General features: G+C 66.6%; 12 protein-coding genes. 11 read left to right on the top strand and 1 reads right to left on the bottom strand.

Going from position 1 to position 12,556, the window contains the following annotated elements; all coding sequences use genetic code 11:
* Positions 1 to 1,218, top strand: a 1,218-nt coding sequence (locus ABW137_RS21610) for an NAD(P)/FAD-dependent oxidoreductase (RefSeq protein WP_526403489.1), incomplete at its 5' end; no start/stop codon positions are given.
* Between the two features lie 3 nt (positions 1,219 to 1,221).
* Here ABW137_RS21610 and ABW137_RS21605 read toward each other — a convergent pair.
* Positions 1,222 to 2,175 (bottom strand): substrate-binding domain-containing protein, encoded by a 954-nt coding sequence (locus ABW137_RS21605; RefSeq protein ID WP_526403488.1) that lies wholly within the window; start codon positions 2,173 to 2,175, stop codon positions 1,222 to 1,224.
* A gap of 89 nt (positions 2,176 to 2,264) precedes the next feature.
* On the opposite strand from ABW137_RS21605, the gene ABW137_RS21600 reads away from it, so the two are divergent.
* The 10 genes from ABW137_RS21600 (at position 2,265) to ABW137_RS21555 (ending at position 12,521) form a co-directional block, all read left to right on the top strand.
* Positions 2,265 to 3,389 (top strand): zinc-dependent alcohol dehydrogenase, encoded by a 1,125-nt coding sequence (locus ABW137_RS21600; protein ID WP_526403487.1) that lies wholly within the window; start codon positions 2,265 to 2,267, stop codon positions 3,387 to 3,389.
* A gap of 2 nt (positions 3,390 to 3,391) precedes the next feature.
* Entirely contained in the window at positions 3,392 to 4,084 is a 693-nt protein-coding gene (locus tag ABW137_RS21595) for a 4-carboxy-4-hydroxy-2-oxoadipate aldolase/oxaloacetate decarboxylase (RefSeq protein WP_526403486.1), read from the top strand.
* The gene (locus tag ABW137_RS21590) at positions 4,081 to 5,100 is read left to right on the top strand and encodes an amidohydrolase family protein (RefSeq protein ID WP_526403485.1); all 1,020 of its coding nucleotides are present in this window, start codon (positions 4,081 to 4,083) and stop codon (positions 5,098 to 5,100) included. The genes ABW137_RS21595 and ABW137_RS21590 overlap by 4 nt, the downstream gene beginning before the upstream one ends.
* A 3-nt stretch (positions 5,101 to 5,103) precedes the next feature.
* Positions 5,104 to 6,090: an ABC transporter substrate-binding protein gene (locus tag ABW137_RS21585; RefSeq protein ID WP_526403484.1), complete on the top strand. Its 987-nt coding sequence runs from the start codon at positions 5,104 to 5,106 to the stop codon at positions 6,088 to 6,090.
* A 110-nt stretch (positions 6,091 to 6,200) separates the two neighbouring features.
* On the top strand, positions 6,201 to 7,304 hold the full coding sequence (locus tag ABW137_RS21580) for an extracellular solute-binding protein (RefSeq protein WP_526403483.1): 1,104 nt from the start codon (positions 6,201 to 6,203) through the stop codon (positions 7,302 to 7,304).
* Positions 7,305 to 7,389: 85 nt separating this feature from the next.
* Positions 7,390 to 8,466: a cupin domain-containing protein gene (locus tag ABW137_RS21575; RefSeq protein WP_526403482.1), complete on the top strand. Its 1,077-nt coding sequence runs from the start codon at positions 7,390 to 7,392 to the stop codon at positions 8,464 to 8,466.
* Positions 8,457 to 9,365 carry an AAA family ATPase gene (locus ABW137_RS21570; RefSeq protein WP_526403481.1) on the top strand — a complete coding sequence of 303 codons (909 nt, stop codon included), beginning with the start codon at positions 8,457 to 8,459 and terminating at the stop codon, positions 9,363 to 9,365. Before ABW137_RS21575 ends, ABW137_RS21570 begins: the two co-directional genes overlap by 10 nt.
* A 23-nt stretch (positions 9,366 to 9,388) precedes the next feature.
* Entirely contained in the window at positions 9,389 to 10,048 is a 660-nt protein-coding gene (locus ABW137_RS21565; protein ID WP_526403480.1) for a cysteine hydrolase family protein, read from the top strand.
* Positions 10,049 to 10,109: 61 nt separating this feature from the next.
* A complete protein-coding gene (locus ABW137_RS21560; protein ID WP_526403479.1) occupies positions 10,110 to 11,141 on the top strand; it encodes a cupin domain-containing protein in 1,032 nt (343 codons plus the stop codon).
* Positions 11,142 to 11,417: 276 nt separating this feature from the next.
* The gene (locus ABW137_RS21555; protein WP_526403478.1) at positions 11,418 to 12,521 is read left to right on the top strand and encodes an extracellular solute-binding protein; all 1,104 of its coding nucleotides are present in this window, start codon (positions 11,418 to 11,420) and stop codon (positions 12,519 to 12,521) included.
* The last annotated feature ends 35 nt before the right edge of the window (positions 12,522 to 12,556 follow it).

The following is a 12,556-nucleotide window of genomic DNA, read 5'->3' as shown; positions in this document are numbered from 1 at the left end:
GCCGGTGTTCAGCTCGCGGTATCGCTGCGCGACTGCGGCGACACCGACCCCATCACGCTGATCGGCGACGAACCCCACGTGCCCTACCAGCGCCCGCCGCTGTCGAAGGCCTACCTGCACGGCACGACCGACCTCGAGCAGATGATGCTGCGCGCGCCGGATTACCTGGTGGACCGCGACATCGCCCTGATCACCGGCGACCGCGTCGACCGCATCGCCCGCACCGCACACGGGACGGGCGGTGAGGCCGTGACCGCGTCCGGCCTGCGGCTGCCGTTCGACCGGCTGGCGCTCACCGTCGGGGCGCGACCCCGCAGGCTCAGGGTGCCGGGAGCCGACCTCGCGGGAGTTCGCTATCTCCGCACCGCCGACGATGCCTCGATGCTGCGCGACCTGCAGGCCGGGGCCAGTGCGATCGTGGTGGTCGGCGGCGGTTTCATCGGTCTCGAGGCGGCGGCCGTCGCGCGTGCGCAGGGCAAGAGCGTCACGGTCGTCGAGGCCGGGGATCGCCTGATCGGCCGTGCCGTCGCACCGGTGATGTCGGAGTTCTATCTGGCCGCCCACCGCAGGCGCGGGGTCGACGTGCGGCTCGGCGCGCAGGTCGTCGCGATGGAGGCCCGCGATTCGCGGGTGGCGGCCGTGGTGCTGTCCGACGGAACGCGGATCGCGGCCGATCTGGTGATCGTCGGGATCGGGGTGGAGCCCTGTACGGAACTCGCCGAGCAGCTCGGCCTGCACGTGTCCGGGGGCATCGTCGTCGACGAGATGGCCCGCACCAGCCTGGCCGGAGTGGTCGCCGCGGGGGACTGCACGGTGCAGCCGCATCCGCTCGGCGGCGAGGGGCTGGTTCGGCTCGAATCGGTGCAGAACGCCGTCAGCCAGGCGAAGGTCGCAGCGGCGACGCTCGCGGGACGCGACCAACCGAACGTCGCGGTGCCGTGGTTCTGGTCGGACCAGTACGACCTCAAGCTCCAGATCGCCGGTCTGTCACAGGGTTACGACCACTGGGTGGTCCGCGGCGACGTCGCGGCCGAGGCCTTTTCGGTGCTCTACTACCGCGGCGGTGAACTGCTCGCCGTCGACGCCGTCAATGCGGGTGCCGACTACATGGCGGTGCGGAAGGCGCTCACGCAGGGTGGCACGATCTCGCCCGGCGCGGCAGGCGACGGGGCGACGCCGCTGCGTGAGCGCATCGTCCCGACCGCCATCGGTGCCTGACGATCAGGCAACGAGCCCGCGGGTCGCCGGGTCGAACACCTCGTCGACGGTGACCGGCGCCCGCAGGATCCCCTGTCGCTCGGCGTAGTCGATCAACGTCGTCAGCATCGCGCGGTTCGGCTCGATGCCATAGGGCAGGGGGTCGGCGCCCGTCGCGCGCAGGACGGCCGCATACACCTCGTCGGAGGCAGTCGGTGCGGTGAGGGTGCCCTCCCGCAACGCGTCGACGTAGTGCAGCTTGGCCGCGGCGAAGGCGTCGAAGACGTCGACGCCGGCATGCGGATACCGTTGCAGTACGTCATCTTTGATGACGATCAGATGATTGATGGGATAGAACCCGCGCCGCTCGAGCGCGACCAGAGCGGTCTTGTCCGGCTCGGGTATCAGGGGCGCGACGTCGGGATGGTCGACGTCGACGCCGATCACCGCGTCGAGCTCACCGGCCAGCAGCATGGCGGCCAGATCGGCGCCCGGCCCGGCTGAAATCACGTTGGGTGGCGGGGTGTAGGACGCGACGTGCTCGTCACCGGAGAGCACCCACGTCACCTTCTCCAGGTCGACGCCGTACTCGTCTGCGAGGATCCCGCGCGCCCACACCCCTGTCGTGACCGTGTACCCGCGATTCACCCCCACCCGGCGTCCCTCCAGGTCCTTCGGCCCGCGGACCTCCGATCGCGTGTCGTACAGCACGGCGCCGTGATGAAAGCCGCGGACCAGGAAGATGGGCAACGCCGTGAAGGCCACGCCGTGCTCGCGGGCGGTGAGGTAGGTGGTCAGCGCCATCTCGCTGACGTCGAACTCCAACGAGCGCACCATCCGGCGGAAGCCCTTCACCAGAACGGGGACGTCCTCGAAGTCCAGCCACAGACCGCGTGGTGTCACCGTGCCCTCCTTGAGGGCCCGGTTGCTGCCCTGGGTGCGGGTCATGGTGCGCAGGATGGGTTCTGCGGTGCTCATCGTCTCTCCAACTCGCTATGGTGGACGTCACTATGATGGTATTACCATTATGCCAACGCAGGCGAGTCTCGATGTCAAGGGGTGAGTGAATGGTTGACCAAGTCCTGGCCGCCGTCCGAACGGCGCCGAACACCACTGAACTTCGTGAACTACCGATGCCGGAGGTGGCCGACGACTCGGCGCTGCTGAAGGTCGAGGTGGCAGGCATCTGCGGCACCGACGTGAAGATGTACCGCACCCCGCCGTTCGACGACCCGGTGATCATGGGTCACGAGAACGTCGGCACCATCGTCGCGGCGGGCCCCCGGTTCCGTCAGCTTCACGGAGTGACCGACGGTGACCGGGTCTTCGTCGAACACTACGTCGGGTGCTACAACTGCCAATGGTGTCGCATCGGGGAATACCGGCACTGCGAGGCCACCGACTGGCGGACCAACACCGACGCCCGGCGCTACGGCTACACCACGCTGAACCACCCGGGGACGCTGTGGGGTGGGTTTGCCGAGTACATGTACCTGCCCTGGAATGCGGTCCTGCACAAGGTCCCCGACGGCGTGAGCGCCGAACTCGCTGGGTTGGTGACCCCGCTGTCGAACGGAATCGAGTGGGCGCTGTTCGCGGTCGGCGTCGGATACGGCGCCACGGTGCTCATCCAGGGTCCGGGACAGCAGGGCCTGTCGCAGGTCGTGGCGTGCAAGCAGGCCGGCGCCACCAAGATCATCGTCACGGGCACCACCCGCGATCGGGCCCGTCTCGATCTGGCGCTGGCACTGGGAGCCGACGAGGCCATCGACGTCACCGAAGTGAATGCCTATGAACAGGTGATGGATTCGACGAAGGGCAAGGGCGTCGACTACGTCCTGGACTGCACCTCACGGGCCGGGACGACGCCCGTGCTGTTCGGGATCGACGTGCTCAAGCGCCGCGAAGGCACCCTGTTGATCCAGGGCGAGTTGGCGGCCTTCCCCGACTTTCCCGTCAAACAGCTCACCGAGAAGGCCATCACGATCAAGAGCGCACGCGGGCACAGTTACCGCGCGTGTGACCTCGCGCTGGAGCAGCTGGCCTCGGGTCGGTTCCCCCTCGAGCGGCTCAGCACGCACAGGTTCGGCCTCGATCAGGTCGACCACGCCATCCGCGCGCTCGCCGGTGACACCGCCGAGAGCGACGTCATCCACATCTCGCTGATGCCCTGGCTGGGAAGGGAGTCCTGACGGTGTCCGTCGTCGTCTGCAATCCACCGCGCACCGATGCCGAGATCGTCGAGGGTCTCGGCCAATTCGGGGTCGCCACCATCCACGAGGCGCAGGGCCGAACCGGCCTGCTCGCGCCCTACCTGAACCCGATATACACCGGAGCCCGGGTGTGGGGCACCGCCGTCACCGTGAGCGTCCCGCCAGGAGACAACTGGATGATCCACGTCGCCGTCGAGCAGTGCGCCCCGGGTGACGTGCTCGTGGTGGCGCCGACGACGCCGTCGGACGACGGTTACTTCGGCGACCTGCTCGCGACCGCGCTGGCAGCCAGGGGAGTGCGCGGACTGGTGATCGACGCGGGCTGCCGTGACGTCGCCGATCTGGCGCGGATGAAGTTCCCGGTGTGGTCGAAGTGCGTGTCAGCCCAGGGCACCATCAAGCAGCGTCTTGGCGCGGTCAACGTCCCCGTGGTGTGCGCTGGATGCACGATCGAGGCCGGTGACGTCGTGATCGGTGACGACGACGGCGTGGTCGTCGTCAAACGTGCCGACGCCGCACAGGTGCTCGTCGCCTCCGGCCAGCGCGAGGCCAAGGAGGCGGTCTCGCGGGAACGCTATCGGCGAGGGGAGCTGAGCCTTGACGTGAACGACATGCGCGGAGCTCTGAGCGAGGCCGGGCTGCGCTACGTCCAGTACTCGGAGGCCGACGCGTGATCATCGACATCCACGGCCACTACACCACCGCACCGCCCGCGCACCAGTCGTTCCGGGACGACCAGCTGGCCGCGCTCAACGACCCAACCCTTGGCGCACCACCGTCGGCCACCATCAGTGACGACGAGATCCGCGACAGCGTCGAGAACAACCAGCTGCGGACCATGCGCGAACGCGGCGGCGATCTCATGCTGTTCTCTCCCAAGGCCTCCGGGATGGAGCACCACGTGCCCGACCAGGCGGTCGCGACGGCGTGGGCGCGCGCCTGCAACGACCTGGTGCACCGCGTCGGCGAGTTGTTCCCCACGTCCTTCGTGCCGGTGGCCCAGTTGCCGCAGACGCCGGGCGGTGAGATCGCGCCGTTGGTCGACGAATTACGAAGGTGCGTAGGCGAACTCGGCTTCGTGGGGTGCAACCTGAACCCCGATCCGGCGGCTGGGTACTGGACGTCGCCGCCGATGACCGACGAGTACTGGTTTCCGCTGTACGAGGCGATGGTCGAGTTGGACTGCCCGGCGATGGTCCACGTCTCGACGTCCTGCAACCCCAACTTCCACACGCTCGGCGCGCACTATCTCAACGCCGACACCAGCGTGTTCATGCAACTGCTGCAGGCCGATCTGTTCACGAAGTTCCCCAGCCTGACCTTCGTGATCCCCCACGGAGGTGGCGCGGTGCCATACCACTGGGGCCGTTTTCGCGGTCTGGCGGCGCGGATGGACCGACCCGATCCCGCCGAACTGCTGCGCAACGTGTACTTCGACACCTGTGTGTATCACCAGCCCGGAATAGATCTGTTGCACCGCGTCATCCCGGTGGACAACATCCTGTTCGCCTCCGAGATGCTGGGCGCGGTCCGCGGGGTGGATCCCGACACCGGGGTCGCGTGGGACGACACGGCGCAGTACGTGGCGGGACTGAACCTGCCGGAGAACGAGCTGCGGGCGATCTTCGAGCGCAACGCCCGACGGGTCTATCCGCTATTGGACCGGCGGCTGGCCGCCGGAGAGGCGTGAACGATGACGCGGTTACAGCTGACCTTCGCGTGCGGCGACTACGACCGCACCCGGGCCCTCGAGGACGGTAGCGTCCGGCCGGACGGCATCGACCTGACCTACCTGCGACTGCCGGTAGAGGAGACGTTCTTCCGGATGCTGCGGCACCGCGAATTCGACGTCGCCGAGATGTCCCTGTCGACCTACGTCGCGACGATGGACGCCGAACCGCGACCGTTCGTGGCTCTGCCCGTGTTCACCTCGCGGATGTTCCGTCACGGCGGGATCTACGTCAACGCCGACTCTGGCATCCGCGCCCCTGCCGACCTGCGTGGAAAACGTGTGGGGTGTCCGGAGTTTCAACTGACCGCCGGGGTGTGGATCAGGGGAATTCTCGCCGAACACCACGGCGTGCCTGTCGACTCGGTGACCTACTACACCGGCGGTCAGGAGACCCCGGGCCGCATCGAGAAGGGCGCCGTCGACACCGCCCTTGACATCCGGCCGATCCCCGACGGTGCCACCCTGTCGGAGATGCTGGCCGACGGCAGGCTCGACGCCCTGCAGACGCCCAGGGTGCCCAGCCCGTTCGCCGCCGGGGACCGTCGGGTGCGGCGCCTGTTCGACGACGTCGTCGCCGTGGAACGCGACTACTACGCGGCCACGGGAATCTTCCCGATCATGCACGTCGTCGTGCTGCGCGCCGACGTCTACGAACGACACCGGTGGGTGGCGCAGTCGTTGTACAAGGCGTGTGTGTCCGCGCGCGACGACGCCTACCGCCGCGTCTACGATTCCTCGGCCCTCCGCTTCATGGAACCGTGGCTGATCCAGCACATCGAACAGTCACGTGAGTTGCTCGGCGACGACTTCTGGTCCTACGGAGTCGCTTCGAACGCGAAGGCCCTCGAGATCTTCCTTCGGTATCACCACGAGCAGGGGCTGTCGAGGCGCTGGTATTCCCCCGCCGAGTTGTTCGCGCCGGAGACGGCCGAGGCGTTCGTCATCTGACGACGGCAGAAGTGCCGGAACCACTTCACGAGCGCCGGTGAACATGATACAAATCACAGTGATGGTATGAATGTCAGTCCAATGAGTTGATCGAGTCCCCAGGAGTGGCGATGAGGAAGCATTCGGTTCTCTGCACGGTAGTGGCCCTGATCCTGCTGATCAGCGGGTGCAGCAGCCCGACCGCGGGACCACCCGGTGGCGCTGCGGCGCCGGGGACGGAGCAGGCGCAGAAGGTCTACGACCAGATCAATGGGCTGTCGGGCCAGGAGCGCACCGACACCCTGCTCGAGCTGGCGAAGAAGGACGGCGCTCTTTCGCTGTACACGTCGAACACCGACATGGACGCACTGGTCAAGGCGTTCGAGGGCAAGTACGGGCTCAAGGTGGAGACCTATCGCGCCAACTCCGAGACGGTGCTGCAACGCATCCTGCAGGAGTCCAGCGCGAACTATCAGGGCGCCGATCTCGTCGAGACCAATGCGGGCGAGCTCAACGCCCTGCAGTCCGAACAGCTGCTCAGTGACTACGAGGGCGCGCTTCGGGACAAGGTCCGTCCAGAGGGTCAGAAGGAGGGCTGGACCGCCGATCGCTTCAACGCGTTCGTCGTGGGCTGGAACACGCAAAAGGTCACTCCTGGAACCGAACCCACGTCGCTGAAGGATCTGGCGGCTCCGCAGTGGCGCAACCGCGTCGGCCTGGAACTCGGCGACGTGGACTGGTTCGCCGCAATGCACGACTACTACACGTCCCAGGGCATGTCCGAAGACGAGGTCATGGCCTTCTTTCGACAGCTGGCCGCAAATTCCAAGATCGCTAAGGGGCACACCGTGATGGGCGAGCTGCTGTCGGCCGGTCAGTTCGACGTCGGCGCGTCCATCTACTCCCACACCGTGGACAACGCCGCCGCCAAGGGGGCCCCGGTGGCCTGGAAGCTGGCGGGTAAGCCCGTGCAGCCAGTTGTGTTGCGGCCCAACGGTGCCGGACTGTTGAAGTCAGCCAAGCATCCTGCCGCCGCGATGTTGTTCATGGACTTCCTGCTGACCGACGGACAGCAGCAGATCGCCGAGGCGAACCGCATCGGCGCGATTCCCACCGCCGATGATCCGTTGGCGGGAGTCGAGACGGTGACGGTCCCCGAGCAGGAACTGCTCGACAACCCGCAGAAGTGGAGTGACTTGTACAAGACCATCACCGACGGTGGCGGTCAGGCCTGACGAGGCCGAACCGATCGTCGAGCAGGACAGCCAGAAACCACAGCCCGAAACGACAGCCCGAAACGACACGGAGGAACCGAACGAAATGTCTTCGCAGGCCTCGCACACCACCACCAGGGTCTCGCACTACCACGTGCAGAAGAAGCGCCGCGCCGACTTCATCGAGGAGTGGCGGGGATACCAGAAGACCGTGGTCGCCCACGAGGACGTGACGATGGAGGAGACCGCCCGTGGTACGCGGGTCGGGGTATACGTCGGACTCGACGGCGATCGGCCCACCCGCTCGATGGACGCTCTCGTTCACGAGATCGACCCCGGCGTGGTGTCGACGGTGCACCGGCACTCCTGGGACGCCATGGTGCTGGTGGTCGCCGGACACGGGTGGACGGAGATCGACGGCGAGAGAATCGATTGGGGCCCAGGGGATTCGCTACACCTGCCAGCGTGGGCCTGGCATCGCTCGGGCAACGACGGCACGGAGACGGCGCGCTACGTCACGTTCTCCAGTGAGCCGTTGCTGGAGACGATGGGCATGTCGGTGATCGAAGACGCCGGCCATACTCCGGTCAGCGAGCTCGCGCCCCGACCCGCGTACACGCCGGAGGTGACCGGCGACGATCCCTATGCCCGACGGCTGCGCAGGCTGGCCCACGACCAGACCGCGCGTCGGTCGGGCCGTCTGCACACCGACTGGGACGAGCTGGAGCTGCTCCCCACCCCGCGCGGAACCCGCACGACGTTCCTGCTGGACAGGGCCATCGGGTACCAGGCATCGGGGATCTCGATGGCGATGTTCGAGATTGGTCCAGGGCGTGGGCAATCGATGCACCGCCACGCCGGCGAGGCGTGGCTGTACGTGCTGGAGGGCACCGGCCACAGTTACCTCGGCACGGAGCCCGAAGGCGGAACGGACCACTCGTGGAAGAAGGGCGACCTCATCGTCGTCGACCACTTCCTGTGGCATCAGCACTTCAACGACGACCCGCAAAACACGGCAAAAGTGGTGCGCATTCACATGTTCGACAGTCTGCTCGACACGATGCGGGTGCTGATGGATCCGATGGTCCTGTTCGAGGAGCCGCCCGAACACATCCGGGACGCGCAGGCCGGTGACATCACCACTGTCGAGTGGCCGGAGGTTCGGCGACCGACATGGCCGTGACGCCGCGCGCGCTGCCGCCGGGGGTGCTGTCGATCCACGTGCTTCCCGCCGATCACCACGACGGCCCGTGGGACCACATCCTGACCGCCGACGGCGTCAAGGAGCGCCTGCTCAACCACGCGCTGCTGACCCTGCTGCACGGTCCGGCGCTCGGCACGCTGGCCGGCCTCCCGCACGGGTTGATCGTCCTGTCGGGTCCACCTGGGACGGGAAAGACGACGTTGGCGCGGGGGTTGGCTCAGACCGCGGCGCGGGAGGTTGCCAAGCGGGGGGCGACGACGTACGTCGAGATCGATCCACACGCGTTTCCCAGCGAACTCCTCGGCGAGAGTCAGCGCAACATCACCGCGCTGATGACGGACACCATCCCCGAGCTGGCCGCTCGTCGCCCGCACACCATCGTGCTGATCGACGAGGTGGAGAGCTTCGCGGTGCGCAGATCGTCGGCCTCCTTTGCGGCCAACCCGGTCGACGTGCATCGGGCGACCGACGCACTGTTGGCCGGCATCGACGCGGTGGCAACGGATCTGCCGCGCGTGCTGTTCGTCGCGACGACCAACTTCACCGATGCCGTGGACGAGGCGTTCCTGTCGCGAGCCGACCTCGTGCTGACATTGGGGCTGCCCGATACCCCCACCATCGCCCGGATCGTCGGGCACGGTCTTGCCGAACTATCGGTCCTATGGCCGGGTATCGCACCGCTGGCCACCGACGAGGGGCTGCACGCCAAGATCGCGGATTCCTGCGCCGGCCTGGACGGACGACGGGTCCGCAAGCTCCTGCTCTCGGCGTTGACCCAGCGGCGAGAGGTCACCCGAGACCCCGACCGATTGACCGCAGATGATCTTCTATCGGCCGTCGAGGCCGTTGCACCGGACGGCGCCGCGCTACCGCACTGAGAAGGCCCCTCGAGGAGCGAAACATGTCAAATGCCAGCCTACTTCCGATGATTCACTACGATTACGCCGCGACGGCGTTGGTGGTCTTCGACATGCTGGAGGCCTATCGCAAGCCGATCGAGGCGGCTGGCTCGTTGGCGCCCACCGCGCGTTTGATCGAGGCGTGCCGACGCGTAGAGGTGCCCATCTTCTACGCCCGCGCCGATCACCGGGCCGACGGCGCGGACTTCGCGCGCACGATGAGTGACACCGACGCGCAGTTCCGTCCATGGGGGCGGCGGAACCCACCGCCGACCGCTCCGCCGTTTGCGCCCGGTTCCCCAGAGTCGGCCGTGCTCAGCGAGATAGCGCCCCAACCCGGCGATTACGACGTACCCAAGCATCGATGGTCGGCGTTCCACGGCACGCACCTCGAGCTGTCGCTTCGCAGCAGGGGCATCGACAGCATCCTGCTCGTCGGGGGCTCCACGCACGTCGGCATCGCGTCGACCGCCTTCGATGCGAGAGACCGCGACCTGCAGGTCACGATCGTCGGGGACTGCTGCCACGGGCACGACGAGCAGCGCACCTTCTTCCTGGGGAAGGTGTTCCCCAGGATGTGCAACGTACGATCGGTCGACGAGGTCATCCGTGGTTTGGAGCCTCAGCAGGTGGTCCGGCTCGCCGCTGGACACCGGGTGTGACGCCGATTACGATCGTTAATGGTAAAACCATTGGACATCCAAACGCTTGAAGGAGAACAGCATGGCCGAGAAGGGCCGGGTATTCGTCCGCGGGCTCACCTCCCAGACATATGGTCTCGGCGAGTTCCGCCGCCAGCAGTTGGCCAACGACCGGGTGCGCGACGACGACTTCGTCGTCGACGACGCCAAGGTGGCGCACTCGGGTGACAGCGAGCAGTCTCGGACCTGGTGGCGGGTCGGACCGGGCGACGAGGACTTCCTGACGCAGACCATTCAGGTCCACTTCGTCGAGCTGCCTCCGCAATCGTCGAATCACGGTCACGGTCACCAGAACGAGGCGGCCTTCTACATCCTCGAGGGGCGCGGGTACGAGATCCACGACGACCAGCGATACGACTGGGCGAAGGACGATCTGGTGTTCGTGCACACCGACTCGGTGCACCGTCACTTCAACCCCTACGACGAGAAGGCGCTGGCGCTGGTCGTCAAGGCCAAGTGCACGTGGATGTTCATGGGCCTGATCCAGCAGGGCCGAAGTGGCCCGGTGGACAACGAAGAGTCCTTCGGCCCGCGCGAGGATTGGTCGCAGATCTGGACCCCCGGCGTGCTGGACCGCAAGAAGGTGATCGGCCCCGCCGACACGCAGTGGGAGAGCACGCCACTTGGCCGCACCAGGACGATTGCGTCACCAGAGCAGACGGATGCCCGGATCTTCAGCATCGACGCCTACGAGCTCGACATCGAGGCAGGCGGCCACTCCGGCAAGTACTGGAAGATGGCCGACGAGGTCTTCTATGTGCTGTCGGGTGCCGGATACGCGCTGCAGTGGGAGGTCGAGGCGGAGATCGCCGAGAAGTACTACGCGAGGATCGCGCTGACGCCCAAGCGCTACGAGGTCAAGAAGGGCGACACGCTCTACGTTCCGCAGAACCACGTCTGCCAGATCTTTGCCGACGACGGTGAGCCGTTGCGCCTGTTCAACGCCCAGAACCGGGTGTTCAAGCACCTCGGTTACGACCAGACGCACTTCTTCGAGCCCGCGTCGGGCGCAGCCAGCTCGACGGTCGGCGCACTCGCCGACGCAAACGCCTAGGCCCCACTCGCTCGGTCTTGGTCCGGCGGTCTGCCCATGGCGGCCGCCGGACCGAGCTCAACATTGTTTTGCCCATGGAGCCGCGCGGCCGCCTTCGAGTCGGCCGCGAGGTGGGGTGCCATCATGCCTGCTCACGTGTGTAAGTAGCCTCACAAATGTTGCAGAAGATGATGGACATCACATTTCAATGGTCCTACAATAAGTCCAACGAATCGACGGGCAGGCGCCCGGAGTTCGGCACCGACGCAGCAGTCCCAGCAGATAGGACGTGAGGTTATGGCAACCCGACTAGGTCGACTCATCGCCACCGTGGGCCTGGCGGTCACGCTCGCAGGCTGCGGCGGGTCGCCCACGGCGGCCCCCGGTGCCTCAAGTGGTGGCGATACCGCCTCGAAGTACGAGCAGTACGAATCGCTGTCCGGTCAGGAACGCCGCGACAAGCTTCTGGCAGATGCCAAGGCGGAAGGCGAGCTGTCGCTGTACACCTCGATGACGAGTGACGTCGCCGACGCGGTCACCAAGGCCTTCACGGCTCAAACGGGCGTCAAGGTAAGCCTTTACCGCGCCGCCTCGGAGACCGTGCTGCAACGGATCCTGCAAGAGTCCAGTGCCCGGCATGCCGGCGCGGACGTCGTGGAGACCGACGCGCTGGAGATGGCTGCACTCAGCAAGGAGAAGCTGATCGCGCCCTACACCGGCGAGCGCCGCGACGCCGTGGGGCCCGAGGGACAGTTCGACAACTGGACCGCCAGCCGCTACAACCTGTTCTCGCCGAGCTGGAACACCATCAAGGTTCCCGCCGGTTCGCAGCCGACGTCATGGGAAGCGTTGGCCGACCCGAAGTTCAACGGCCAACTCGCGATGGAACTCAACGACTACGACTGGTACCTGACGCTGTACGAGTACTGGGAACAGCACGGAAAGACCACCGCGGAGATCGACCAGTTGTTCAGCGCGATGGCCGACGGCGCGAAGGTGGTCAAGGGGCACACGGTCATGGGCGAGTTGCTCTCGGCCGGACAGTATTCGCTCGCGGCATCGAACTACACGTACCTGGTGCAGCGCGCAGCGGACAAGGGTGCCCCGGTCGCCTATCAGCCGATGGTGCAGCCCGTCATCGCGCGCCCTCAGGGTGTCGCGCTACTGGACTCCGCGCCGCACCCGGCCGCTGCGCTGTTGTTCGAGGACTGGGTGCTGACCGAAGGGCAGCAGGTGTTCGTCGACCTCGGCCTGACGCCATCGATCGAGCCGGAGGGACTGAAGGATCCGCTCGAGGGCCTCGAGGTCATCTCGGTCGACGTGAACAAGCTGCTCGACGAGCAGAAGCAGTGGAGTGACAAGTACAACGCGCTGCTGGCGAAGAGCGACAAGCTTGGCTGACCAGCCCATGTCCGAGCCGACACCCCAACGCCGAG

Source organism: Mycobacterium sp., assembly GCF_040509115.1.
Taxonomy (GTDB): Bacteria; Actinomycetota; Actinomycetes; order Mycobacteriales; family Mycobacteriaceae; genus Mycobacterium.
Note: the sequence above shows the minus strand (reverse complement) of the source record. Positions and strands in the feature narration are given on the sequence as shown.

Bases quoted from the DNA above. Each gene is read 5' to 3' on its own strand.
- ABW137_RS21605 (WP_526403488.1), bottom strand. From the start codon at position 2,175: ATGAGCACCGCAGAACCCATCCTGCGCACCATGACCCGCACCCAGGGC.
- ABW137_RS21600 (WP_526403487.1), top strand. From the start codon at position 2,265: ATGGTTGACCAAGTCCTGGCCGCCGTCCGAACGGCGCCGAACACCACT.
- ABW137_RS21585 (WP_526403484.1), top strand. From the start codon at position 5,104: ATGACGCGGTTACAGCTGACCTTCGCGTGCGGCGACTACGACCGCACC.
- ABW137_RS21580 (WP_526403483.1), top strand. From the start codon at position 6,201: ATGAGGAAGCATTCGGTTCTCTGCACGGTAGTGGCCCTGATCCTGCTG.
- ABW137_RS21575 (WP_526403482.1), top strand. From the start codon at position 7,390: ATGTCTTCGCAGGCCTCGCACACCACCACCAGGGTCTCGCACTACCAC.
- ABW137_RS21570 (WP_526403481.1), top strand. From the start codon at position 8,457: ATGGCCGTGACGCCGCGCGCGCTGCCGCCGGGGGTGCTGTCGATCCAC.
- ABW137_RS21565 (WP_526403480.1), top strand. From the start codon at position 9,389: ATGTCAAATGCCAGCCTACTTCCGATGATTCACTACGATTACGCCGCG.
- ABW137_RS21560 (WP_526403479.1), top strand. From the start codon at position 10,110: ATGGCCGAGAAGGGCCGGGTATTCGTCCGCGGGCTCACCTCCCAGACA.
- ABW137_RS21555 (WP_526403478.1), top strand. From the start codon at position 11,418: ATGGCAACCCGACTAGGTCGACTCATCGCCACCGTGGGCCTGGCGGTC.